The following is a 24637-nucleotide window of genomic DNA, read 5'->3' on the forward strand; positions in this document are numbered from 1 at the left end:
CGATGGGCTTCATCATGGACGGCCTGGACGCCGAGGCCTACGACCGCCAGTACAACGACCGTGAACTGGTCAGGCGTATCATCGAATACTTCCGCCCGGAAGCCAAGCGTATGGCCATCGTCGCTGTGGTGATCTTCCTGACCTCGCTGGTCAATACCGGCTTGCCGGCGTTCGTCTCGGCCAGCCTGGATCGCCTGCAGGTCGATTCGTCCGACCAGACTCTGTGGGTCATCACCGGTGTGATCACCCTGCTGGGCATCCTGGGCTGGGTCTTCAATGCCGTGCGGCAGTGGTATTCCGCCATTGCGGTCGGCAACGTCACCCTCCGCCTGCGGGAAGACGCCTTTGACGCCGTAGTCAGGCGCGATCTCTCCTTCTACGACCAGTTCCCTTCAGGCAAGATCGTCAGCCGCGTGACTTCGGATACTCAGGCGCTTTCCCAGGTGGTCAAGCTGACCATGGACTTGATGAGCCAAATCCTGCTCATCGGCCTGCTGCTGGCCTACCTGCTCAGCGTCAGCGTCCGCCTGACCATGATCCTGCTGATTCTCTCGCCATTCATCGTCGCCACGGCACTGGCCTTCCGCAAGATTGCCCGCGACACCGTCACCCAATCGCGCCGCGTTAACGCCATCGTTAGCGCCCATATCCAGGAGACCGTCAGCGGCATCCGCATCGCCAAGACCTTCCGACAGGAGCAGAACATCTACGAGGAGTTCCTGGAGGTCAACCGGCAATCCTACCGGATCAACCTGCGCACCGGTTACACGTTTAGCAGCATCTTCCCGATCCTGAACATCCTGTCCGGCATCGGCACCGCCGCGCTGGTTTACTTCGGTGGTCTGACCGCCCAAGCCGGGCAGATCACGGCGGGGGAATGGTATCTGTTCATTCAGGGCCTGGCCCTGTTCTGGTTCCCGCTGACCAGTATTGCCTCCTTCTGGAGCCAGTTCCAGCTAGGGCTGGCCGCTGGCGAGCGTGTCTTTGCCCTGATCGACGCCGAACCACGGGTTCGCCAGATCGACAACAGAACGCTGGAGAGCGTCCGAGGCGAGATTCGTTTCGAACACGTGGACTTCCACTACAACGAGGACGAGCCGGTACTCACCGACTTCTCCCTGACCATCCACGCTGGCGAGACGCTGGCGCTAGTCGGCCACACCGGCTCCGGCAAGTCCAGCATCGGCAAGCTGATCGCCCGCTTCTACGAGTTTCAGGGTGGTCGCCTGCTGATCGATGGCCACGACATCCGCATGCTTGACCTGCAGAACTACCGTTCCTTCCTAGGGATCGTCACCCAGACGCCGTTTTTGTTCGATGGCACTGTACGGGAGAACATCCGCTATGGCCGGCCTGACGCCACCGACACCGAAGTGGAGTTGATAGCCCGGCTGGTAGGCAGCGGCGACTGGCTGGCCTCCCTGCCGGAAGGGCTAGATACCCAGGTTGGCGAACGCGGTAGCAACCTCTCAATGGGCCAGCGGCAGCTTGTCGCCCTGGCGCGTGTCCTGTTACAGGACCCGCGGATCGTGATCCTGGATGAGGCCACCGCCAGCGTTGACCCGCTGACCGAGACCCTGATCCAGGAAGGGCTGGATACCGTCCTGGCTGACCGCACGGCGATCGTGATTGCCCACCGTCTCTCCACCGTCCGCCATGCCGACCGGATCATTGTCCTCCGCGAGGGCAAGATCATCGAGGAAGGCAACCACGAGGCACTGCTGCGCCAGGGCGGGCACTACGCCGAGCTATACAACACCTACTTCCGCCACCAGAGCCTGGAGTATATTGAAGAAGTCGGCGCACAGGCCGCCTGACCTGCTAGCCCCGGCCATCCACATCGGGCAAACCAGCACAAGCTCCTTCTGGGAGCGCTCCACCAATCCGCTCCGCAGGCATGACGATTGCCCGCTGTTTCTGGCATTTTACCCAAAGGGCTTTTGACAAACTGGCAAAAACAAAGCCTTCCAGAAATTCTCCGCGCACCTGCTTGACAGGCGTATTATTTCATTGTATGTTGAAACTAGCTGGGAGCGCTCCCAGACAGGGCACCAGCAGCATCTTTCCGAATGTTTCCGGATCGACAGGTGCGCACATGAAATTGGCTGACATCTCCCAGATTGCTCCTCCTGCGCACCGACCACTGTATCCCGCGCCATCGCCATCGAGTCTTGCAGCAGCACACCGAATTGCCATGCTATCGCAGTTGGCTGCCACGCGGGCGGAACCAGGCCAGCCCTGATTACTGGCGGAGTCTTCGCCCGTTTCGTCGTTTTTCGGCAGGTCTGACAGAGCGCCGCGTGAGAGGGGCCACCGCCCCGCCCGCACCAAAGAGCCGCTGGAACAAGGAGGGGAACTATCGAGTGATTTTCAGAGGGCCAACACCGCCGGAAATATGTCGTTCCTCGAACAATACGTCGATATTCGTCGTAAGGGAGCTTAGAAAAGGATACATACCATGTCACGCAAATTGAGTCTGATCCTTACGTTGGGGTGGTGGTAGCGCTGTTGCTCGGCGCTCTGCCCGGCGCCGCCCAGGAGCGCGTCAAGATCACCTGGTTCGTCGGCCTGGGAACCGGCACCAATGAGCAGCAGATAGAAGTCCAGAACCGGATTGTTGAGGAGTTCAACGCCAGCCAGGACAAGATCGAACTGGTGATCAACATTGCCGCCAGTAACCAGACGGCACCCGATATTCTGAGCACGCTGATCGCTTCTGGCGACGCACCTGATATCGTCGGACCGGTGGGCTTCAGTGGCTCCAATGCGTTCGCCGGGCAGTGGTTGGACCTGGCTCCGCTGATCGAGGCTACAGGCTACGACCTGGGCCAGTTCCCGGAGAATCTGGTCGAATCGTATCGCAGCCTAGATGGTGAGCAACTGCTTGGGCTGCCATTCGCCGTCTTCCCCGGTGTGCTTTACTACAATGTGGGCCTGTTTGACGAAGCGGGTCTGAACTATCCGCCGACCGAAGCCGGTGTACCCTATGTGATGCCTGATGGCACCGAAGTCCCCTGGGATTACAACACCGTGGTCGAGATCGGCAAGATCCTGACCGTCGACGCCAACGGCTATGACGCTACCATGCCGGAGTTCGACCCGACCAAGACGATTCAATTCGGCTTCATCCATCAGTGGGATACCCTCCGCTCCGATTTCCACACCTTCGGTGCAAACTATGTGGTGGATGAAGAGGGCAAAGTTCACATCTGGGATAACTGGCGTGAAGCGGCCCGCTGGCTGTGGGAGGCCGTCTGGGTCCATCACATCCATCCATCCGACAGCTGGATTTCCAGCGACCTGTTGCTGGGCAATGCCTTCAACTCCGGCAACGTGGCAATGGCCCGTTCAATGCTGTGGTACACCTGCTGCCTGGCGGATGCCCCGGCCTGGGACCTGGCTGTCCAGCCCGCGTACAATGGCACAATCTACGCGCCGATCGATATGGATACCTTCCGTATCCACAAGGACACCAAGCATCCTGAGGAAGCCTTCACCGTCCTGACCTACCTGCTGGGCGATGCAGCGCTCGACCTGCTGACCGTCTACGGCGGCTATCCGGCCCGTCCAGAGTTGCAGGATGCGGCCATTCAGGCCAAGGCCGAAACCTATCCCAGCGTTCAGAACTGGGACGTGGTGGCTCGTAGCATTCAGTACGCCCCCGTGCCGCATCACGAGGAGTGGTACCCCAACTTCAACAAAGGCCAGACACGCTTCCAGGACTTCCTGACTCTGCTCCGCAGTGACGGAGGCGCCGATATTGATCTGGAAGCAGAACTGGACCGGCTGGAGGCTGACCTGCAGGCCATTGTCGACGAAGTTCAGTAGAAGATCGCCTCCCCTGAATAAACGTTGGGCAGCCATCCTGCGGGGTGGCTGCCCAGGTTCGATGGTTTTCTTGTCCCTTTTCCTAGATAATTATTGTTGAGCTAACTGCATCCATCAGCCCGCCTGGCCTTTGCGCACAGGCAGTTAGCGGACAAGGAACAACGCCATGACTGAACAAGTCGCCACCCTTGGCGAATCCGCATCCCTGAAGAGAACACGTAGGACCCGCACGCTGGAACAACAGCAGCGCCTGTGGGGCTGGATTTTCCTTTCCCCGTGGCTGATCGGGTTCCTGGTCTTCACTCTCTTTCCCATGGCCGCCTCGCTTTATCTGAGCTTCACCGATTTCACGATCGGCCAGCCTCCAAACTGGGTCGGCTTTAAGAACTGGGAGAATCTTTTCAAGGATCCGGTAACCTACAACTCACTGCGCGTCACCTTCCGCTTTGCCATCATCATGCTACCCGTCGCCATCCTGGTACCATTGGGGCTGGCCTCCCTGTTGAACTCCAAATATCTTGCTGGCAAACGTGTGTTCCGCGCGCTCTTCTACATGCCCTACATCATCCCGGCCATTTCTGGCATCTTCATCTGGCAATCCTTCCTTAACGGACAGACCGGCCTGCTCAACCGTCTACTGCGCCTGGCCGGGATAGCGGACCCGCCGGACTGGCTCTTTAGTCCCACCTGGATCCACCCAGCCATGGTTCTCATCGGGCTGTGGGGCGTGGGCAACGCCATGCTGACCATGCTAGCCGGGATGCAGGGCGTCCCCACCGAGTACTACGAGGCCGCCACGGTGGATGGCGCAGGGCCACTGATGCGGTTCCGCCATATCACCCTGCCGATGATCTCCCCGGTTATCCTTTACAACCTAGTGCTGACAGTCATCGGCCTGATGCAATACTTCGTTGTGCCCTGGGTCCTTTCCAACACTACACGCTCCAACCCGGAGACGAATTTCATCAACCTGCATCTCTACCGGGAGGGTTTCCAGTTCTTCCACATGGGCTACGCCTCAGCACTGGCCTGGTTCCTCTTCATCATTGGGTTGATCCTCACCCTGATCGTCCTGTACTCGTCGCGTCGCTGGGTCTACTACAGCAGTGGAGAGTAATGCCATGGCCACCCAATCCTCGGTTATCAGCGCCCCGCAGTTCAGCCGCCAGTTGCGTCGCTTCGGTCTTACTGCTCTGGTGACACTGTTCGGGTTGATTCTCCTTATCGTCTACCTGTTGCCCTTCCCTAACATGGTCACCGTCTCCCTGCGCGATCAGGCTGCGCTCGCCCAGACACCTGATTCGACCATGCTGCCCGTTATGCCTGCCACGTACAACTATGAGGGCAAGGATTACCCGCTCTACGAAGTGCCCACCGATGAGGGTGTGCGCCAGCTCGCCCTGGTCAAGCCTGGCCGCCGCAGCAGCCAGTTCGTTGACCCGACCAACCCCGAAGCCGGGATTATTGAGTGGGAAGGCAACTGGCGACAACTCAAGGAAGTTGAGGTGCTCAGCCCGCGCTGGGAGAACTTCTCCGAAGCCTGGCAGAAGATTGACTTTCCGCGGCTGTTCCGCAACACATTCGCCATCGCCATCGGCGGTGTGATTGGCACGTTGCTCTCCTGCATCAGCGTCGCCTATGCCTTCGCTCGCTTCCCCATCCCCGGCAAGAATATCCTGTTCATCATCCTGATCGGCACAATCATCCTGCCTCAGCAGGTCACCCTGATCCCGACCTACCTGTTCTTCTCCTATCTCGGCTGGGTGGGCACCTGGGCGCCGCTGATCGTGCCGCACTTCTTCGCCAACGCCTACAACGTCTTCCTGCTGCGGCAATACTTCCTGACGCTGCCCAAGGAACTGGACGAAGCAGCGATGATCGACGGGGCCGGCCCCTTCCGCATCCTGACCGAGGTGATCATCCCGCAGTCGTGGCCGGCCATCGTTGCTGTCGCCATCTTCCACTTCGTCTTCGCCTGGAACGACTTTTTCATGCCGCTGATCTATCTGCTCAGCAAGCCGGAACTGCAGCCGGTCTCGATTGGCGTGCAGGTCTTTAACTTCCAGTACGGCCCGCGCCCGGAGCTGGTACAGGCCACCTCGCTGATGGCGATGGTACTGCCGCTGATCATCTTCTTCCTGGCCCAGCGTTTCTTCATGCGCGGTGTGGTGATCACCGGCGTTGAGAAGTAAGCAAGCGGTGTGGCTTTACCGGCGCAACGATGCCGGGGCTTAAGGGACAGGCGATGAAACAGCTGATTCTGCTCCTGGCGATGCTGACGCTGGTTGGTCTGCCACCAGCTTCGGCCCAGAAGGGTGGTCTGACCGTTGATGCCAGCCACAGCCTGGGCGTGATCAGCCCTTACGTCTACGGGTCAAACTTCGGGCCGTGGGGGATTGTGCCGCTAGACCTGCTGCCTGCTGCACAGGCCGCCGGAATCACGTTTCTGCGCTTTCCTGGTGGCAACTGGGGTGACCGGTACGACATCACTGAATGGCAGCTGGACTTCTTCATGAACCTCTGCGATCTCATGAACGCAGAGCCGAGCATTCATGTCCGGCTGCGGGGCGGCACACCGGAGAAAGCAGCCGAACTGGTGCGTTACGCCAACATCGAAAAAGGCTACGGTGTGCGCTACTGGGCGATCGGCAACGAACCCAATCTCTACGACGATTACGATACCGGGCAGTTCAACCGCGACTGGCGGGCCATCGCTGAGGCTATGCTGGCCGTCGATCCGGATATTCTACTGATGGGGCCAGAACTAAGTCAGTACCCGCCCATCTTCATCCAGACGCCCAAAGATCGCGCCGGCAGGGATTGGATGACTGAATTCCTGCGGGCTAACGGCGATCTGGTAGACATCATCTCGATCCACCGCTACCCTTTCCCCCGCCAGATGAACCGCGCCACGACCATCGAGGAACTGCTGGCAAACCCGCCGGAATGGGACGTCATCATCCCTAACCTGCGGGCGCTGATCCGGGAGGTTCTCGGTCAGGACTTGCCCATTGCCGTGACCGAGGTCAATTCGCACTGGAGTCCGGCCTTTGGCAACCCGGCTTCCCCGGATTCGTTCCATAATGCGCTGTGGCTGGCAGATGTGCTGGGCCGGCTGGCCCGCCAGCAGGTGAAGATTGTCGCCCAGTTTGCCCTGCAGAGTCCCAGCGCTTATGGTGGGTGGGGGCTGTTCGGCCAGATCGACGTCATACGTCCGTCCTACTACGTCTACCAGCTTTACCAGCGCTTCGGCAGCGAACTGGTTGAAGCCACTTCACCGGATGCCCGTCTGACCGTCTACGCAGCACTGCGGGAGGATGGAGCGCTCACGCTGATGATCATCAACCTGGGGGAAGAAGACCGGACGGAAACGCTGCACCTGAGCGGTTTCACGCCCGGCGGCCCTGCTGAGGCCTGGCGTCTGGACACCGAACACGCCGCTGAGCAGGTGGAAAGCGTCCCTGTTGTTGATGGCGGGCCGATCACCCTGCCAGGCTGGTCGGCGACCCTGTTGGTAATCCCGGCGCCATGATCGCACAGCAGATCGCGCTTCCAGATCGCCCTTGACCCCACCCGCTGCCAGGGCTATAATCACCATCAGTTCGGGGTGTGGCGCAGTTTGGCTAGCGTGCTTGCATGGGGTGCAAGAGGTCCCCGGTTCAAATCCGGGCACCCCGACACCGTAAATGGGACACCGGCAACAGGGAGAGCTTCCTGCAGCCGGTGTCTCATTGCGTTTTGAACGGCTATTTTCCCCGCTTTGCAAAGGGAGGATACCCTTCATGCAGCCGCGTGAACGCTTCATTGCCGCGTTGGAGCGCCGCCCACTGACCGGATGTGTCCCGCACTTTGAGTTGGTTTTCTTCCTGACCATGGAAGCCTTCGGCGGCGTACACCCCAGCCACCGCAACTATGCCCAGTGGTTCCAGATGCAGGAATCCGAGCGCGAGCTGCACCGCCGCGACATGGCCCGCCTGTACATCGCTACCGCCGAACGTTATGAACACAGCGCGATCTTCCTCCATCCCAACCCCGACACTACCGAGGAGACCATGCGTATGGTGGACCTGATCCGCGAGCGTACCGGCGATCGCTACTTCCTCCTGCGCCACGGAGACGCCACTTTCAGTATTCCGGACGGCGATCACATCGCTACTTTCTGCTACCGGTTAGCTGATGAGCCGCAGGCTGTCAAGGCTGAAGCGCAGGCGCGGGTTGACCAAGCGCTGGAACAGGCCATCCGGCTGCGTCAGCACGGCGGGCTTGATGGCTTTGCCCTGTGCGCCGACTACTGCTTCAACACCGGCCCATTCCTCAGTCCGGCGCTCTTCGCTGAGTTCATTGCCCCCTACCTCAAGCAACTGATCCAGGGTTACCGCGAACTGGGCTTCTACACCATCAAGCACACCGACGGCAACATCATGCCGATCATCGACCAGCTCGTCGATGCCGGGCCGCATGCTCTGCATTCGCTTGATCCGCAGGGTGGTGTGGATATCGCCGAGGTCAAGCGGCGCTACGGGGATCGCGTCTGCCTGATCGGCAACGTCAACTGCGGTTTGATGGACACTGGCACCGACGACGAGGTGATCGAATCGGCCCGCTACGCCCTGCGCCACGGCATGCCGGGCGGTGGCTACATTTTCTCCACCAGTAACTGCATCTACACCGGCATGCCGTTGCGGCGTTACGAGCTGATCTTGGATATCTGGCGGCAGGAAGGCAACTATGCCTAAACAGGCCATCTACTCCAGGTAAATCGGGTTGGTCAGGGCGTGCACGGTCAGCGGCTGTTTCTCCGGCTCCACAAGCTGGGCGCGCACATATGGCGTTCCAGCCACCGGCACTTCCAGCGCAAAAGCCTGATCGTCGGCTGTGACAGCCTGACGCACCACGCAGCCATCCGCGGTGCACAGCTCCAGCATCAGCCCATTGCCGCCCACCACCCGTACCTGTACTGCCAGCAGCGCGCTGTCAGGACGCCCCATCGTGTCGCCCATCAGCGTCCTGCCAGCTCGCAGGTAAAGCTGCGGGCCAGCCGGGCTACCACTGAGGAAAGCGTGCCCGGCTCGCAACCCCTCCAGCAACGCCCTGGCAGTTGGGACCTCAGGGGTATAGATCCAGGTCGTCGGCGTGCCAATTCGGGCCACAGCGTTGCTCTGCAGGTTGTGCGCGTCGCTGCCGCCCACCGCCACCATCCGCCGCCCGGCCCGCAACTGAGCATCCCATAGTTCCAGAGCTGTATGGTTGAAGATTTCCCATGGCCCGTTCCAGACCTCGATACAGTGCTGGTTGAGCACCTCAGTGAATTCCCACGGCGGGCCGTAGGGGCGCGGATGGTTGCAGCTGGTCAGGAAACCCAGATCGTTGGCGCGCTGGATGGAAGCACGCATCAGTTCTGGAGTCAGTGTGCGGAAATCAATCCACTCGTCCACCCCCCAGACGTTCCAGTGGCCTTTGTACGTCGTCACCTCGCAACCAGGGATGATGGTGATGTCTTGCGGGCCAAGCTTCGCCAGCGCCACCAGGTGACTGATCGCGTTGTGATCAGTGATGGCCAGGAAATCCAGGCCCAGACCCTGCGCCTGCGCGATCAGCGCTTCCGGCGGGGAATCGCCATCGCTATGGAGGGTGTGACAGTGCAACTCGCCCCGGTACCAGCCATCGAGACGCTGCCGCAGGCGCGTCCCGGCTGTGTCCAGCGTCAACAGTGGGGGAGATACCGGCTGAGCTTCGTCTGCCATACCAAAGTAAAAGCGCAGCGTCACCCGGTAATGGCAACCCTGCGGCGCGCTCTTGTAGAAGCCCAGCAAGATGTGCCAGATGCCCGGCCACAGCGGGCCGGGTAGATAGCCGGGCGTGGCTTCCGCTGGCGTAATGAACAGTTCGCTACGTGCGCTGCCTGTCCATCCACGAAACCCCTGCCCCGGATAGGCGACGCCTCTGGAATCGAATAGACCGATATCGACCGTGTTGCCGCCAACAAGATGCGGATCCGAATCGATCGCATGGTCGTAGCTATAGGCTACCTCCAGCCGGCAGACACCTTCTGGCATCTCAAAGGGCACATGATGGTAACCGCCCGCCTGCTCAGGCGCGAAATACCCCTCCAGCACCTTTTCCACAACAACGTTGGCGCTCATACGATTCGCTCGCCATCCGGCCCGTAGAGGAACGTACGCGCCAGGTCAAGCGTCAGCCAAACCTGCTCTGGCAGCGGCGGCAATTCCTCGGTGAAAATACGCACGGAAACCAGCTGATCGCCCACCTCGACGTTGACCAGCGTCTCACCGCCCAGCGGCTGAGTGACATAGATCTTCCCCGGAATAGCCGCCGGCCCCGGCTCTGCACCGAGCGTGATATTTTCCGGGCGCACGCCCAGCGTCAGGCTATCGCCATCCTTCAGCGCCACGCGGATACGTTCCCGCAGCAGCCCCAGGTCCAGCGGGGCCTGATTGGAGTCCACCACCAGCACACCCTGCGCTATATCCAGGTGGCAGGGCAGCAGATTCATCGGTGGGTTACCGATGAACGCCGCCACAAACGTGTTCTGCGGATTGCGGTAGACGTCCAGCGGGGTACCGATCTGCATGATCTTGCCACGGTTCATCACCACGATCCGATCGGCCAGGGCCATGGCTTCCGCCTGATCATGGGTCACATAGGCCGCGGTGACGCCTTCTGTATGCTGCAAATGCTTGAGGAAGGCGCGCGCCTCCAGCCGCAACTTGGCATCCAGGTTGCTCAGCGGCTCATCGAACAGGAACGCCTGCGCCTCATGCACAACCGCCCGCGCCACCGAGGCGCGTTGCTGCTGCCCGCCGGAGATCTGGCTGGGCCGACGGTCAAGCAAATCACCGATCTGCAATCGCCTGGCCACCTCCTGAACGCGCTGGCGCAGTTCCTCCCGGGGCACACCGCGCACCTTCAGCGGATAGCCGATGTTGTCCATCAGATTCATGTGAGGATAGAGCGCATAGTCCTGAAAGACCATCGCCACGTCACGTTCCCGTGGCGGCAGGCGGGTAACTTCCCGATCGCCGATGAAAATGCGCCCGCTGTCGGGGATTTCCAGCCCGGCGATCAGGCGCAGGGTGGTTGTCTTACCACAGCCGGACGGTCCCAGCAGCGCGACCAGCTCGCCCTCTGCGATGGTCAGGCTGACACGGTCAACCGCTGTCACCGCGCCAAAGGTCTTGGTTACGTTCTCAAGCGTGATCTGAGCCATTGCGTGCCTGTCCTGTCGATTATCGTTTGATGCCGCCAAAGAAGCGGAAGCCAAAGCGCCAGTTGACAATCAGATACAACACCAGAACCGGGATGGTGTACAGAAACGCATAAGCGGCCACCAGTGTATGCACCGGCGTCCCGGCCTCGCTGTAAAACGAATAGAGCGCCACCGAAGCGGGCATGTTCTGCGGGCTGCGCAGCAATACCACCGGGATCAAGAAAGCGCCCCAGGCGTTCACAAACGCCCAGATCGCGACCACCGCCACACCGGGCCGCACCAGCGGGAAAGCGATATCGCGGAAGATGTGCAATGGCGACGCACCAAAGACCAGTGCTGCCTCCTCATACGAGCGCGGGATCGTGTCCACGAAGTCGCGCATGATGAAGATCGCCGAGGGCAGCAGGCCACCGGTCATCACCAGGATCACCCCGATGTGCGTATCGACCAGCCCCAGATGGTAAGCCAGCAGGAACAGCGGCACCATCGCCGCGGTCCCCCCTACCACCGACGAAAACAGGATCAGAACGTAGACCAGGATGTCACGTCCCGGAATGCGTGTACGCGAGAGGCCATAAGAGGCCAAAGTCGCCACTGTGGCTACCATCACCATTGCCCCGCCCGCGATGATCAGGTTGTTGACCAGCAGGGCACGCACAGCAAACGAGTTCTGGAAGACAGCCCGGAAGTTGTCGAGCGTCAACTCAGCCGGGATATGCACCGTCAGGTTGACCCGCGCGTCAAACGGCGCGGTCGCCAGCCACAACAGCGGTAGAGCAAAGAACGAGGCTGCTACAAGGGTGAACAGTACCAGGCCCAGTCGGGCTAGAGGAGATTCGTAACGGTTCATGCGCTTGCCTTTTGCCGGCGCAGCATGGCCAGATAGCCCATCGCCAGAGTCAGGTTGATCAGCATCACAACCACGGCTATCGCGCCACCTTTGCCAAACTCAAAGAACTTGAACGCGGTACGGTAGATATAAATGGACACGACTTCCGTCTTGAACGTCGGTCCGCCGCCAGTCAGCAGGTAGGGCGTGAAGACGTTGAAGGTCCACAACGTGATCAGGATCAGGTCCGTCAAAATATGGCCACGCAATAGTGGGAAGAGAATATCGCGGAACTTCTGCCACGCTGACGCGCCCACGACATCAGCGGTTTCGACATACGATGGTGGAATGGTCTCCAGCGCCGATGAGAATAGCAGAATTGAAAACGCTGAGCCACGCCATGTATTGAACAAGATGATCGAAACCAGCGGATAGCGGAACAGCCAGTCGGGACGGCCCAGGCCGAGCACCCCCAGAATCGCGTTCAGCGTGCCCTGCTCATAATCCAGAAAGGCGCTCCAGGCAAACGCCACCACCACATCCGGGATGATCCACGCCAGCACCGCCAGTGTGAAGACCAGCTCTCGTAGCAACCCCTTACGCCGGTAGAAGGCCCAGGCGATCGTCAGCCCCACCACCGCCTGCCCCAGCAGCGCTGAACCCAGCACAAACTGGATGGTGATCCACAGCGCGCTCCCGAACTCCCCCGCCCGCGCCCAGCGGTCGAAGTCGAACAACCGCGCATAGTTTTCCAGGCCCACAAAGGACGGGCTGAGCGCTGAAGCGCCCGTCAGAGTCTGGTTGGTAAAGCTCAGGTAGAAGATCCACACAAAGGGGAAAAGCAAAAAGATGACTACAAAGAACAGGGCTGGCGTCAGAAAAGCCAGGCCAACCCTGCTGGAAAAGACGCCTCGCTGTTGCTCCACAACGCACCCCTTGACAATCAAAGGGGGCCGGGCCTGTACAGGCCAGCCCGGCCCCACCGCCGAGTTGGATTCCTGTTACTGGAGCGGGATGCTCTTGACGTTCTCCTCGCCCACCAGTTCCGTGACGGCTTCCGCATAGGCCGCCATCGCTTCTTCCGGTGTCATCTCGCCGGAGACGACACGCTCGGTCATCAGCTGCGCCTGGTACGAAATCTGCGGGTAGGCAGGCAGCATCGGACGAACGGTGGTCAGCGGCAGCAGCGCCTCGGCCATAGCCGACATGACCGGGTCACCGCCAACCGGTACGTCATCGCGGAAGTTGATGCGCGGCTGGATCAGCTCCCAGGCGCGCTGGGCGTCCAGGCTGGACATGTGGGCCAGCAATTCCCAGGCCTCCACCGGATGCTCGGTATTGGGATTCAGCACCCAGCCCGTACCGCCGGAGATCGTGACAAAGTCCTGCCCACGATACCCCTTGCCCGGTTCCATGGCGGGCATCTTCGCCCAGCCAACCACCTGATTGCGGGTTGGGACATCCAGGAAGTTCAGGATGGCCGAACGCCAGAACCAGTCGCCTTCCACCAACATGCCGACACGACCCTCAGCAAACGCCTGGAACGAACGGTCACGACCGTCAGCCACCAGCTGCATCCGGGCGTCACCCAGGCCCTCATCCAGGTAGACGGTCTTGTAGAAGTTCAGCGCGTTCAGAATAGCCGGGCTGCTGACGATCCACTTGCCGTCCTCGAAGTCATACATATGCTCGCCAGCGCCCAGCAGGACCATGAACCAGCCCTGCATGGTGGTGGCTTCGCCCATCGCCGTGCCCGCGTTCACCTGCAGCGGGATTTCAACGCCGGCTTCCTTCAGGGCGCGCGCGGTGTCCAGCAGTTCCGCCCAGCTGGTCGGCTGCCAGGGCATCTCGATACCGGCTTGCTCAAAGACGTCTGTACGATAGAAGATCTGGCGCACATCGGTGCCGCTGGCGATGCCATACAGCTTGCCCTGGTAACCCAGAATGCTCTGGATGCCCGGCGTGATATGCGCCCAGCCTTCCCAGCTGGTGACCGCCTCGCCGGCGATCTCATCAAGTGGCTTCAGTAGCCCGGCTTCCACAAATTCCGGCACCCAGAAGCCGTCAAAAGCAAAAACGTCATGGCCGGCGCCGACGCCCAGGTCAAGCGCATATTGCTCTTTGAGTTGTTCGTCGCCGCCGCCAAACTCCACCAGCTCAACGACCACATTCTTGCCTTCGGCGGCCATCTTTTCCTGGAAGGTGGGGAACACGTAGGTATTCAGCCACACCACCAAGTTGTTGTTCACGCCACCCGCCACACACCGGCAGGTCATGGTCAGGCGTATCTCTTCGCCCTGCGCCAGTACAGGCGCTGCTGCCATCAGAATCAGGGCGAGAACAAGCAGCAGACTACTAAACTTCCTTGTGAGCATCTTGCTTCTCCTCGTTCTAAAACTCAAGACACAGCATTTCGGCGTTGCGAGTGCCACTGAAAAGCGTGGCTCCTGGCGCTGGCCGGGCGCAAGCACAAATGGTTTCCTGGCCCGGCAGCTCATCAATCCATATTGCGGCTCAATCTACTCCTCCGCTAAACACCTCCTTTCGGAGCCGGGCCGGTCGACTCACGGACAATCAGGCGGGTCGGCAACAACGTAAAGACATCCTGCACCGGCTCCCCGGCAATTAACGCCAGCAAACGCCTTGCTGCCTCCGCGCCCATCAAACGCACATCCTGGGCCACCGTCGTCAACGGCGGGGTTACATGCTCGGTCATCTCCAGGTTATCAAACCCGGCGATGGAAAGATCTTCCGGAACACGCACGCCAGCCCGGCGGGCCGCCTGCAGCGCCAGCATGGCCACCAGATCATTCATAGCAAAGAGCGCCGTAGGGCGATCAGGCTGGCTCAGGAGAATGGTCAACCGCTGGACATCCTCCTGAGCGGACTGGGCCAGCCGCCGGTAGTTGGTCGCCTCGCTTGAGGGTACACCGATATACAGCGGCTCGGCCATTGGCTCCAGCCCTGCACCGCGCATCGCATCCTGATACGCCCGGAACCGCTCAGCGATCGGCCACAGGTTCAGGTGCGGCCAGGCCAGAAACGCGATTCGCCGATGCCCCAGTTCCAGCAGATGTGTCATGATCTGCATGCCGCCTTCGTAGTTGCGGCTGGTGACGCACGGCAATGCCACGCCGGGGATGGGTCGGTCAAGCAGCACGATCGGCACGCGGCAATTCTCCCCGCTCAGGATACGCTTCTCTTCCGGGTCGCTGACCGGCCAGAGGAGAAACCCCACCACCCCTTCCTGGCACATGGTATGCAGCAGGCGATTCTCCTCTTCGACGCGCCGCTCCGTCTGGGCGAATAGCAGCCGGTAACCATGCTGGCGCAGGACCTTCTCCGCCCCGTCAAGCAGATCACCGTCAAACGTGTACAGGAACTGCGGCACCAGAAAGCCGACACTCCGCGAGACCTGTTGACCCTGTTGCGGAGCAGCGACATATGTCCCCTTGGCGGGAACACGGTAGATCAGCCCTTCGTCTTCGGCAGCGTCCCAGGCCTTCTGAATCGTTGTCCGGCTGATGCCAAGCTGCTCCACCAGCTCGAATTCACCGGGGAGACGGTCATGTGGCTTAAGCCGCCCGCTCAGAATGGCATGGCGGAGTTCGTTGAGGAGTTGGGTGTGCAGGGGCAGCGAGCTGGTCTTGGAAAGCTTGAACATGCCTGTCATGTCTTGTCCGGACAAGTCCGCTCAAGCTCATCATAGGACAACTTTGGCGCCAGATCAAGTATTTGGCGATCTGATCACTTCAGACATTGGCCAACCAGAAGAACGTGTTGAAGACCCGGCCTTGCCGCCATCAAAAAAACGCCGAGTGGAAATACCACCCGGCGCATATGCTTCAGACTCTGTTCAGCTCTGACCAGTTCACTTCACCCTGGACTCAGGCGCGGCTATGATCCTCCACTGCTACCGCCCAGCAGCCCAGCCAGACCAAGATCGTAGATTGTGGGATCGTCCGGCGTGCGATCCGTGTAGCTATACGGATAGGTGATCTCGGCACTGCTGCGCCGTTCGGCAAGCCACTCGGTGAAAGCCGTCTGGCGCTTCTGTTCAAGCTCTGCCGTCGTCAGTTCACGATCCTCACGTGCATGGATCTGCACGATATGGTAGCCATACTCCGATTGTACCGGGCCGATAATCGGGCCGATCTCGCCATTGAAGACGGCATCCTCAAATTCAGCGACATACTTGCCGCGGCCAGCCCAGCCCAGTTCGCCGCCCAGGCGGCCACTACCGGTATCGATCGAGACAGCACGGGCCAGTTCGGCGAAGGACTCACCTTCCGCCAGGGCCGCCAGGACATCCTGTGCTTCCTGCTCGGTCTTGACCAGGATGTGCCGCGCGTTCACCTGCTCCTCAATCGGCCCGATGTCCTCAGTCACTGCCTGCTGGAGCTTTTCCCGCAATACCTGCACCTCGAAGATCGCCCGGATCTCTTCCCGACTCAGGCCGGAAACCTCCGCCGCCCGGCTCAGGTAGTCTTCAGAGACTTCCTGATAGCGCGTAGCCAGTTCTTCAGCAGTCAGCGTCGGCTGTGGGGTAGTGGTCGGCTGCGGGGTGACAGTCGGCAGTGGAGTCTCCGAAGGCTCCGGCGTAACTGTAGGTGTCGGGGATGGCGTGGGCGACACGATCGGCGTTGGCGTTGCTGATGGCACTGGCGTCGCCGTTGGCTCTTCCGGGTTGGGATTGTAGCCAAAGAACTCCTGGATCCGCGCGTCAATCTCTGCGGACTCGGCGGTGATCTGCCGCGCTGCCGCTTCCTGGCGGATCAGGATTTCGTCCACCATCTGGTCGCGCACCTGGCTGCCCAGCAATGCCTCCCGCCCCGGCAGGAGCTGGATCACCTGCTGGTAGAAGGGGCTGTTCTGATCGGTCAGCATTTCCACGCCATATAGACCGGCGACGTTCAGCAACAGCTGGCCGCTTTGCCAGCGCTCCAGGCGCACGCGCTTCTCAAAGTCCGCTGTGGTGATCGCCACACCGTTGACAACGGCGACCGGCTGGTTGGGGCGTACAAATCCTTCAATGATGATCCCGGCCAGCAACACGATCAGCGCCAGCCCGAGCGCCGCACCAATACCGATCAGCACCCAGCGTTGTGCGCGCGCCTCGCGTTCCGCGCGGGAAAGATACGTGCGAGGACCTTCCTGCTCCGGCGAAGCCTTGCGCCGGGTGGGGACGCCCGTGGTGGCTTTCTTGGCCATACGGATTATCTTCTCCTCGTAGTAGGACGCCGACCTCAAACAGACATGGCACGGAAGGCCGACCAAACATCAGCCTTCCATGCCCGTCTGGTCACAAGCACCCCTGACTTAGCCGTGCACATGCTGCCCCGTGAAAGGCAGCAGCGCCAGGTGACGCGCCCGCTTTACCGCCTGGGCCAGGCTGCGCTGATGACGCGCGCAGACATTCGTCTGACGGCGTGGACGGATCTTACCTTCCTCGTTGACATAGCGACGCAACAGATCGGCGTCCTTGTAGTCAACCTCGCGGATCTTATCACCGCAGAACGGGCACACGCGACGCCGGCGTCCACCCCGCCGACCAGAACGGCGGTCTAATTGTTCCTCATCGCCGCCGATGTCATCTGTGTATTGAGTATCCAGATCGCTCATGGGTCTTCCCTATTCATTCACTGCTGAAAGCTGCTCTTCAGCCCGGAACCTATCCGCTATTGCCCGGACATTCAGACAGAGTGTCTTAGCCACCTGCCCTGCTGAGCTGCGGACAGAGTCTAGAATGCGTAGTCTTCCTCGTCGTCATCCGCCGATTCGAACGAATCATACTGGTTCAGTTCTCCAGGGGCGCGGCGGTCACCCAGCAGGATCATCTCGTTGGCCACCAGCTCGGTACGGTAATGTTTCTTGCCGTTTTCATCTTCCCAGCCGCGTGTTTGCAGCCGGCCCTCGATGTAGACCTGTTGGCCCTTGGTCAGGTGCGACTTGCAGATTTCCGCCAGGGCGCCCCAGGCCACGACATTGAACCACTCAACCTCTTCGCGGCGCTCTCCTTCAGCGGATGTCCACGTCCGGCTCGTTGCCACACTAAAGCTGGTCACCGGGCGACCGCTGGGCGTATACCGCATCTCCGGGTCACGTCCCAGGTGGCCGATGATCATGACCTTATTCAGCCCCCGCCCCATAACAACGACTCCTCTACCCAGTATGATCCACCTTCACCTGCCTTCAGGAGTGTCAGCGCAAAGCCGCCGCGCCACCAGTTACTCCTCAACACGCACCAGCAGGTGGCGCAGGATCACATCGCTCAGCTTGAGGTTACGTTCAACCTCGTCGATGGCCTGTGGCGCCAGCATCAGGTTGAACAGCACGTAATGTCCTTCGCGTTGATCATTGATCGGGTACGCCAGACGGCGCCGCCCCCACTGTTCCACGCGCTGGACTTCGCCCGATTGCGCCGTAACCCACTGCTTCACCTGCTCGATTGCAGCGGTAACAGCCTCTTCGGCGACATCCGGACGAATAATGAAAACCAGTTCGTATTTACGCATGAGGTGGCTTTCGCCTCCTTTCCTCGGGATTGCCCTCTCCCAGGCGGGGATGCCAGGTCAAGAGCGGAAAGCCGGTTTGTCGTGCGTCGCTCAAACCGGGTCACGATTCGCGTCGGCCATACTACCTTACATCAGAGACTTTGGCAAGGCTGATTTCGCTCGCCAGCGAGGGCTGCGCCTCGCCGGCGCCCTCCTTCTCGGTCAGCAGCCACAGACGTGATACCGCCGTAGCCAGACCCAGGACCAGCCAGAACAACGTCCCCGACGCCTGAAACTCCAGCTTAAAGAAGTAGTGGTCAAAGATTCCCGCTACCAGCACTGCCACAATAGCTGCATAAGCCCCAAGCCAGAAGCCCTCCAAACGCAGCGTGCGTCCCGGGCGCGACCAGGCCCGCAGGCCATAGACCAGCAGGCCGCCGATCATCAGCAGATACGCCCCCAGGCCCGGCAGGCCCGTATTACCCGCCAGTGTCAGGTAGAGATTAGCTACCCCCAGGTACAGGTCGCGGGTCGGCGTCCCGGAGAACCCAACGCCGGTCAGCGGATAGCGCCCGATCAGTCGCAGGGCATCGTTGATCTCGCCGATCCGCATCTGCGATGCCTGATCGGCGAATTGCAATCCTTCGATCAGGCGCGCCACATACCCCTGAGTCACCGGCAGCATCAGGATCACCGCCGCTGCCGCCAGCATGATCCAGAGCAGCCGCCGGTAGCGCATCACCGCCACAAAACCCAGCGCGGCGCCCAGGGCCAGCATCGACCCACGCGAATACGTCAGCAGCAGCGCCAGGCCTACCAGCCCCAGCGCCCCACCCACTAACCAGCGCGGCCAGCCAAGCAAACGATTACTGAAAAGTTGCGGGGCGATCAACGCGCCCAGCACGGCCAGAACACCCCCATAAGAGTTTGGATCGATCCACACCCCAATCGCCCGTTCGGCCAGAGCCGGATTGTCTTCGACATAGCGCACCACCCCACCATTGGGATAACCAAACGGCGCCAGCCGCACCAGCAACGCTTCCGTCAGGCTGTCGGGCAGGATGTAGAGGATGATCCCAATCAGGGCAGTCGCCGCACCCAACGCCACAATCACCCGCATCAACCGCTGCAGGCTGCGCTCGTCACGCAGCACATCCGCCAGCACAAAAGCCATCGCCATCGCCATCAGCATTTCCGCGAACTGCTTGAGGATGTTGTTGGTCAGCGGCGCATGGCGCAATCCCATCAGAAAGCTAAACAACAGCACCAGGCCGAAGAGCAGGATCAAGCCATGCACCGGCGTCAGGCGGAACAGCCGCCGCCGCCCGGTCATCCACTGGAAGGCATAAACCATCAGGAAAGCGATCAGCGCAAAGTCCAGCAGCGAAGGGGTGATGATGATCTTGACTGGCAGCGTGCCATACGGGATGAGGGTGATCACTGCAACCACCGCATACAAGGCCGCGTTCAGGTCCGTCAGAATGTACAGCCCGCCCAATACACCCAGTACCATCGCTATGGCGTAGACCGGCCCCAGCGCCACAATCGCCAGCCCAACCAGGCCAGCCAGCAAACCCGCCGCCACCCCAACGATGACTGCAACTGTCGCTCCCTTCAGCCGCAGGATACGTTCCATCATGTGGTCCAGTTCCGACACACTCACCTCCAGCCATCCTTGCGGCGCAACCGCATCCCGGCCAGCCACAACCCGCCCAGCACAAGCCCGCTCCAGGCGACAACACTGATCGCTGCGCCAATCTTGAACGTCCACGGATCATACACCAGCCGCACCTCGGTCGCGCCGCCCGGCAGGATAACGGCGCTCAGCGCCCCATAAGCGCGGAGCAACGGCACAGACTGCCCGTCGACCAAAGCCTGCCAGCCGGGATAGTGCGGCAGCGCCAGGCTCAACACCGCTGGATCGGGATTATCCTTCACACCAATCGTGATCGCCTCCGGAGCAAAGTCCGTCACTGTCGCTGAGCCGGTTGCCCGCAATACCTCCGGTAGCGTCACACCTCCGCTGACATCAAGGACGATCGTGCGGCGCGGATTCAGACCTGGTTCGGCCAGCACCGCCCGTGCGTTGGCGTCGCCCTCCACGCGCCAGACATCATCCATGAGCAGGGCGAAGGGCCGCGGATCGATCAGACGATGCGCGTTGACCGGCCCGTAGGCATCCGTGCCGCTGGCAACAATCGTGCTCGGCACGGGCAACTCCTGCCAGTCGGTGAACACATAGCGGACGGCGAACAATTCCCAGGCCAGCGAGTTGGGAAAATCCTGCCCGATCACGGCATACGGCCCGTCCAGCCACAGCGGGCTGATCCCGCGAATATCCGGGATCCGCCACAGCGTGCCGTAGTTGGCCAGCACACCGCGCTGTCCGTCGACACGCTGCGGCGGCACCGCCGGGTCATCCAGGGCAACAGCCAGCACTTCCGGCTGTTTTAGCCGTTCGCCCGGCGGGATTGGCTCCGCCAGCAGGTTGTCGCCCGCTACCGTGAACAGATCGAACACCAGCAGCGCCACCACTGCGCCCTGGCGCAGCCGGTCGCCCGGCCCACGCAACAGCCAGAGCACCGTCGCTGCCGCCAACCAGGCAACCAGCGCGGAGAAGGCCAGCGCCTCCAGCTTCTCAGCGTCAAAGCCGGTTGCCTTCCCCAGTGACAGCACAAATGCCACGATCGTCACGAACCCGGTGAGCAGACCCAGCAGCAACAGGCCACGCCGGAGCGCCGCCCGGATCGCGCTGGCCCGCGCCAGGTCCAGGCTGAACAGGTAACACGCTCCCTGCCCGGCCAGTACGCTCAGCGCCAGCGCGATGACCATGGCTGCGCGTTCCTGCCCGCGGAAGAGGCTCAGACCCGGCCACAGGTTGACCAGCAGGCCGTACAAAGCGGCGTTCCCTCCGAAGCTAAGCAGCAGCGCCAGCAGGGCCGCCCCACCCCAGAAAACGCGATCGCGCGTTGCCTGCCACAGGCCAAGCGCAGCCAGGATTGCCCCGACAATCCCAACATACAGCGGCGACCACACGCTCAATACACGCGGGAAAACGACCTGGATCACATCCTGCACCGGAAAGCCATTGCGTTTGGCCTCAAAACCGTAGGTGATGCGGGTGGTATGTTGCAGATACTCCGCCGCCGGGAGGAGTTGCACCGCCGCCAGTGCCGCCGCCAGCGCCACGATCAGCGCCCCGCCGAACAGGAACACTGTCCAGCGCCAGCGGCGCTGAGCCACCCGCCAGGCCAGATAGGCAACAGCCAGCCAGCCCAGAAACCAGTTCGTCTGGGGATGCCCGGCTAAGACACTCAAACCCAGCGCCAGGCTGCTCAGGATCAGCCAGCCGGGGCGTGGTCGCTCCTGCGGCGTGGCTTCGTGCACGCCCAGCAGGATCAGCGGCCCCCAGCTCACCGCCTCCAGCAGGGCCAGTTGCAGCGGCGGATAACCAGTCATGAAACCGCCGTAGGCCCACACGATCGCCCCGGTTAGCGCGCCCGCCACGCTGCCCCTCGACTCCGCCGTCAGCCGCCGGATCAGCCCGTACATCAGCAGGCTGGTCAGCAACACATGGGCCATCATCTCCAGCTCCAGCGCCTGATACGTCCACCCCCCGCTGAGGCCGGTCAGGACGATGGTCAGCAGGCGCGGCAAGTAGAAGACGGCTGCCTGGGTATCCGCCAGGAAGGGCAGGCCGCCGTTGTTGTAAGGGTTCCACAGTGGCACTTCCCCTGCCCACAGCCGGGCTGCCTGGTACGCGCCGAAAGCCACAAACTGGCCGGAAAAATCGCCTTCCGCCAGGGAAACCTGGTCAGCCGCTACTGGCGTCAGAAAGCGCCAGAAGAACCCGCCCCATAACGCCATCAGGATCAGGCAGGCCACGGCGTCCGCCCGCCATTTCACGCTCGCCAACCTCATGGTGTGCCACCTTCCGCCGCGTCAACCGCCACCCGCGCCAGGTAGATCACGTCGCTTGCCTGTCCGCCCGGCGCCGCGACCACGTTCAACCGTTCGAACGTACCAGGCTGCGGCATCCGATACAGCCCGATCTCAACGGTGTACACGCCCGGCGGAGTCTCCGGATTCACAGTCAGCGTGTGAGCATCGATCACGATCTCGCCCGCTTCCCACGAGGACGTCGGGCGGGTCCAGTTAGCCGGCGCAGCATCAGAGCTGCCGTAGATCGTCCATGTTGCCAGGTCAATCACATGGACGAAGACCGTGTAGTCCTCCGCCATGCGTGCCAGCGCCTGCCAGTAGAGCGTCACCGTCAGCGTTTCACCAGGGTGCAGACGCCGTCCGCTGAGATCGTATCCCCGTAGAGCGATCAGGTGGCCGAAGTTGTCGTAGCGCGGGTTGGGCAGACCGGTTTCATCCAAGCGTGGCTGCAAATGTACCGGAGGCGTGAGGAGCAACGCCGTCTCGCCGTCATGCTCCGCAATCAGCATCCGCTCGCCACTGGCCAGATCGTAAAGTCCGATCAGCACTACCAGTGTATCCGGCGCATAGGCCGTGTCTGGAAGGACGATCGTCAGCGGCTCAACCCACTGCTGGCCAGGACGTAGCCAGTCCGTCGCCAAGGTTCCCCCACCGGGGTAGCGATCGCGCTGCCCGGCGATCAACCCGGCGCTATCTACGGCGTGGGCAAACAGGCTCCAGCGGCGTGTTGGCGTCTGCAACACCTCCCAGTACAGCATCAGGCTGAGCGCCCCGCCCGGCTGTGCCGCTGTCGTTTCCAGCCTGTACCCGCGCAGGCGCAACGCTGGCGCTTCGTTCCCCGGCTCGTAAAAGTCCACCGCTTCGCCGGGCAGTTCCGCCGCCAGCGGGCGATCCAGCGCCGGCAAAGCATAGGCCGGACGGACAATGAACCACAGGCCATACAGCGCCACGCCTGCCAGCAAGATCGCTGCGGCGCCCCACGCAAATGTCCGGGCGCGGCGCGGCAGCCACCAGCCCAACCCCGCTGCCAGCCACAGGCACAGCGGTCCGATAGCGATGAACAGCAGCCGCGCTTGCGACGCCGGTGTAATGCTCGTCCAGCGCAGCAACGCGCCGAACGCCAGCAGCGGCCAGATCACAGCCACCGTCATCGGCCAGCGCTCCGGGCGGCATTCCTGCTGCGCCAGCCCGGCCAGCCGGGCAAAGCCCAGGGCAGCAAAACCGATCACTCCCGCCGCTCCGAGCAGGTTCAGCAGGACATAGATCCCATCAGGAAGCAGCACATTCATCCAGCCGTACACGCCCCACCAGGAACGTAGCAGCGACTCACGCTCGCTCCACAGTTGCCACAGATCAGCCGGTACCGGGCGCTGGCCGATAAGTTGCAGGAAGATTCTCAACCCGGTCGGGTCGCCGTAGAGTTGCAGGTTGCGTGCATACCACCAGCCGGCCAGCGCCAGCGCCACCGCGCCGCTGATCGCGCCACCCACGACCAGCGGTCGCCAATCCCGGCGCAGCACGCTCAGCCGGAGCAGCGCCAGCGCCACCAGCGCCACCAGCAGCCCCAGACTGAGCTTGGCCAGTAGTGCCGCGCCGGCCAATACGCCCACACCCGCATACACCCGCCATGACGGTGCGGTGTCCCCCCGCCCTAGGCGGATGATCTGCCAGGTCAACAGCCCGGCCAGCATATTGGCCAGATTGTCGTTATTGACCGACCCGCTGATAAAGGCGAACATCGGCAAGACGGCATTAAACGCCGCCGCCGCCAGCGCGACCTGTGGCCAACGAGGAAAGACCTCCCGCGCAATCAGGGCCGTCGTCAGGACAGTGACTGTACCCATCAGTACCGAGAGCAGCCGCGCCACATGAACCGCCAGCGCCGTCCCGCGCCAGGGGAAGGCTTCTAGCGCCGGGTCGTGGATCATCCGGTTAATGTTGCCATCAGCGGGCACAACGCCAATATCCGCATGAGGATTGAGCTGACTCTCTGGAGGCGTAGCCGCGTCGATCCGCAACGTGCCCAGCGCAGCCAGGAAGTAGTACAGCGGTGGCTGGTTACCCTCCTGCGCCCAGGGGCCGGGATCGATAACCTGCTGGACCGGCAGGCGTAACCCATTCAGCGCCAGGTGACGAACCAGGGCATAGTGGGTCAGCTCATCCGGCGACTCAAAAAGCGGTACCAGCGCGCTGTAGCTTAGCGCCAGTACCAGGTACAGGGCCAGGATACCCGCCAGAATCAACCGAAACCGGGAGGAAGACAACCGCGCCTCCTGCGCATCAAGCCAGCCGGGAATCTCACGGTCGGCCAGTGTA

At 61.6% G+C, this 24637-nt stretch carries 19 protein-coding genes and 1 tRNA gene; 7 read left to right on the plus strand and 13 right to left on the minus strand.

Going from position 1 to position 24637, the window contains the following annotated elements:
* The first annotated feature begins 2 nt into the window (after positions 1-2).
* The 7 genes from HPY64_07045 (at position 3) to HPY64_07075 (ending at position 8564) form a co-directional block, all read left to right on the plus strand.
* Positions 3-1817 (plus strand): ABC transporter ATP-binding protein, encoded by a 1815-nt coding sequence (locus tag HPY64_07045; GenBank protein NPV66885.1) that lies wholly within the window; start codon positions 3-5, stop codon positions 1815-1817.
* 691 nt (positions 1818-2508) lie between these two features.
* A complete protein-coding gene (locus HPY64_07050; GenBank protein NPV66886.1) occupies positions 2509-3828 on the plus strand; it encodes an extracellular solute-binding protein in 1320 nt (439 codons plus the stop codon).
* 166 nt (positions 3829-3994) lie between these two features.
* A complete protein-coding gene (locus tag HPY64_07055) occupies positions 3995-4945 on the plus strand; it encodes a sugar ABC transporter permease (protein ID NPV66887.1) in 951 nt (316 codons plus the stop codon).
* 4 nt (positions 4946-4949) lie between these two features.
* Positions 4950-6020 carry a carbohydrate ABC transporter permease gene (locus HPY64_07060; GenBank protein ID NPV66888.1) on the plus strand — a complete coding sequence of 357 codons (1071 nt, stop codon included), beginning with the start codon at positions 4950-4952 and terminating at the stop codon, positions 6018-6020.
* Between the two features lie 53 nt (positions 6021-6073).
* Positions 6074-7360: a hypothetical protein gene (locus HPY64_07065; protein ID NPV66889.1), complete on the plus strand. Its 1287-nt coding sequence runs from the start codon at positions 6074-6076 to the stop codon at positions 7358-7360.
* A 71-nt stretch (positions 7361-7431) separates the two neighbouring features.
* Positions 7432-7506: transfer RNA gene (locus HPY64_07070), tRNA-Pro, on the plus strand.
* Between the two features lie 104 nt (positions 7507-7610).
* Positions 7611-8564 (plus strand): hypothetical protein, encoded by a 954-nt coding sequence (locus tag HPY64_07075; protein NPV66890.1) that lies wholly within the window; start codon positions 7611-7613, stop codon positions 8562-8564.
* A gap of 9 nt (positions 8565-8573) precedes the next feature.
* Here the strand turns inward: HPY64_07075 and HPY64_07080 are convergent, their stop codons facing one another.
* From HPY64_07080 to HPY64_07140, 13 genes are all read right to left on the minus strand, one after another.
* Positions 8574-9971, minus strand: a complete 1398-nt coding sequence (locus HPY64_07080) for a PHP domain-containing protein (protein ID NPV66891.1) — start codon at positions 9969-9971, stop codon at positions 8574-8576.
* Positions 9968-11056: an ABC transporter ATP-binding protein gene (locus tag HPY64_07085; protein ID NPV66892.1), complete on the minus strand. Its 1089-nt coding sequence runs from the start codon at positions 11054-11056 to the stop codon at positions 9968-9970. Before HPY64_07085 ends, HPY64_07080 begins: the two co-directional genes overlap by 4 nt.
* Positions 11057-11075: 19 nt before the next feature.
* A complete protein-coding gene (locus tag HPY64_07090) occupies positions 11076-11906 on the minus strand; it encodes a carbohydrate ABC transporter permease (GenBank protein ID NPV66893.1) in 831 nt (276 codons plus the stop codon).
* Complete coding sequence (locus HPY64_07095; GenBank protein NPV66894.1) at positions 11903-12763, minus strand: sugar ABC transporter permease; 861 nt, start codon at positions 12761-12763, stop codon at positions 11903-11905. Before HPY64_07095 ends, HPY64_07090 begins: the two co-directional genes overlap by 4 nt.
* Before the next feature lie 123 nt (positions 12764-12886).
* Positions 12887-14260 (minus strand): extracellular solute-binding protein, encoded by a 1374-nt coding sequence (locus tag HPY64_07100; protein ID NPV66895.1) that lies wholly within the window; start codon positions 14258-14260, stop codon positions 12887-12889.
* A 155-nt stretch (positions 14261-14415) separates the two neighbouring features.
* Positions 14416-15558, minus strand: a complete 1143-nt coding sequence (locus HPY64_07105) for a GntR family transcriptional regulator (protein ID NPV66896.1) — start codon at positions 15556-15558, stop codon at positions 14416-14418.
* Between the two features lie 224 nt (positions 15559-15782).
* Entirely contained in the window at positions 15783-17096 is a 1314-nt protein-coding gene (locus tag HPY64_07110; protein NPV66897.1) for a hypothetical protein, read from the minus strand.
* Between the two features lie 108 nt (positions 17097-17204).
* Positions 17205-17507 (minus strand): 30S ribosomal protein S18, encoded by a 303-nt coding sequence (locus HPY64_07115; GenBank protein NPV66898.1) that lies wholly within the window; start codon positions 17505-17507, stop codon positions 17205-17207.
* A gap of 119 nt (positions 17508-17626) precedes the next feature.
* On the minus strand, positions 17627-18034 hold the full coding sequence (locus HPY64_07120) for a single-stranded DNA-binding protein (protein NPV66899.1): 408 nt from the start codon (positions 18032-18034) through the stop codon (positions 17627-17629).
* Positions 18035-18112: 78 nt separating this feature from the next.
* The gene (locus HPY64_07125; GenBank protein ID NPV66900.1) at positions 18113-18400 is read right to left on the minus strand and encodes a 30S ribosomal protein S6; all 288 of its coding nucleotides are present in this window, start codon (positions 18398-18400) and stop codon (positions 18113-18115) included.
* A 121-nt stretch (positions 18401-18521) separates the two neighbouring features.
* Positions 18522-20042 (minus strand): hypothetical protein, encoded by a 1521-nt coding sequence (locus tag HPY64_07130; GenBank protein NPV66901.1) that lies wholly within the window; start codon positions 20040-20042, stop codon positions 18522-18524.
* The gene (locus HPY64_07135) at positions 20039-22300 is read right to left on the minus strand and encodes a YfhO family protein (GenBank protein NPV66902.1); all 2262 of its coding nucleotides are present in this window, start codon (positions 22298-22300) and stop codon (positions 20039-20041) included. The genes HPY64_07130 and HPY64_07135 overlap by 4 nt, the downstream gene beginning before the upstream one ends.
* Complete coding sequence (locus tag HPY64_07140) at positions 22297-24585, minus strand: hypothetical protein (protein ID NPV66903.1); 2289 nt, start codon at positions 24583-24585, stop codon at positions 22297-22299. The genes HPY64_07135 and HPY64_07140 overlap by 4 nt, the downstream gene beginning before the upstream one ends.
* Positions 24586-24637: the final 52 nt, after the last annotated feature.

It is taken from the genome of Anaerolineae bacterium (assembly GCA_013178165.1).
Lineage (GTDB): Bacteria > Chloroflexota > Anaerolineae > Aggregatilineales > Ch27 > Ch27.

What these genes read in the sequence shown, in the direction of transcription:
- HPY64_07055 (NPV66887.1), top strand. Translation starts at nt 3,995, where the DNA reads ATGACTGAACAAGTCGCCACCCTTGGCGAATCCGCATCCCTGAAGAGA.
- HPY64_07075 (NPV66890.1), top strand. Translation starts at nt 7,611, where the DNA reads ATGCAGCCGCGTGAACGCTTCATTGCCGCGTTGGAGCGCCGCCCACTG.
- HPY64_07125 (NPV66900.1), bottom strand. Translation starts at nt 18,400, where the DNA reads ATGCGTAAATACGAACTGGTTTTCATTATTCGTCCGGATGTCGCCGAA.
- HPY64_07135 (NPV66902.1), bottom strand. Translation starts at nt 22,300, where the DNA reads ATGAGGTTGGCGAGCGTGAAATGGCGGGCGGACGCCGTGGCCTGCCTG.
- HPY64_07060 (NPV66888.1), top strand. Translation starts at nt 4,950, where the DNA reads ATGGCCACCCAATCCTCGGTTATCAGCGCCCCGCAGTTCAGCCGCCAG.
- HPY64_07100 (NPV66895.1), bottom strand. Translation starts at nt 14,260, where the DNA reads ATGCTCACAAGGAAGTTTAGTAGTCTGCTGCTTGTTCTCGCCCTGATT.
- HPY64_07085 (NPV66892.1), bottom strand. Translation starts at nt 11,056, where the DNA reads ATGGCTCAGATCACGCTTGAGAACGTAACCAAGACCTTTGGCGCGGTG.
- HPY64_07120 (NPV66899.1), bottom strand. Translation starts at nt 18,034, where the DNA reads ATGGGGCGGGGGCTGAATAAGGTCATGATCATCGGCCACCTGGGACGT.
- HPY64_07115 (NPV66898.1), bottom strand. Translation starts at nt 17,507, where the DNA reads ATGAGCGATCTGGATACTCAATACACAGATGACATCGGCGGCGATGAG.
- HPY64_07045 (NPV66885.1), top strand. Translation starts at nt 3, where the DNA reads ATGGGCTTCATCATGGACGGCCTGGACGCCGAGGCCTACGACCGCCAG.
- HPY64_07105 (NPV66896.1), bottom strand. Translation starts at nt 15,558, where the DNA reads ATGACAGGCATGTTCAAGCTTTCCAAGACCAGCTCGCTGCCCCTGCAC.
- HPY64_07080 (NPV66891.1), bottom strand. Translation starts at nt 9,971, where the DNA reads ATGAGCGCCAACGTTGTTGTGGAAAAGGTGCTGGAGGGGTATTTCGCG.
- HPY64_07110 (NPV66897.1), bottom strand. Translation starts at nt 17,096, where the DNA reads ATGGCCAAGAAAGCCACCACGGGCGTCCCCACCCGGCGCAAGGCTTCG.
- HPY64_07065 (NPV66889.1), top strand. Translation starts at nt 6,074, where the DNA reads ATGAAACAGCTGATTCTGCTCCTGGCGATGCTGACGCTGGTTGGTCTG.
- HPY64_07090 (NPV66893.1), bottom strand. Translation starts at nt 11,906, where the DNA reads ATGAACCGTTACGAATCTCCTCTAGCCCGACTGGGCCTGGTACTGTTC.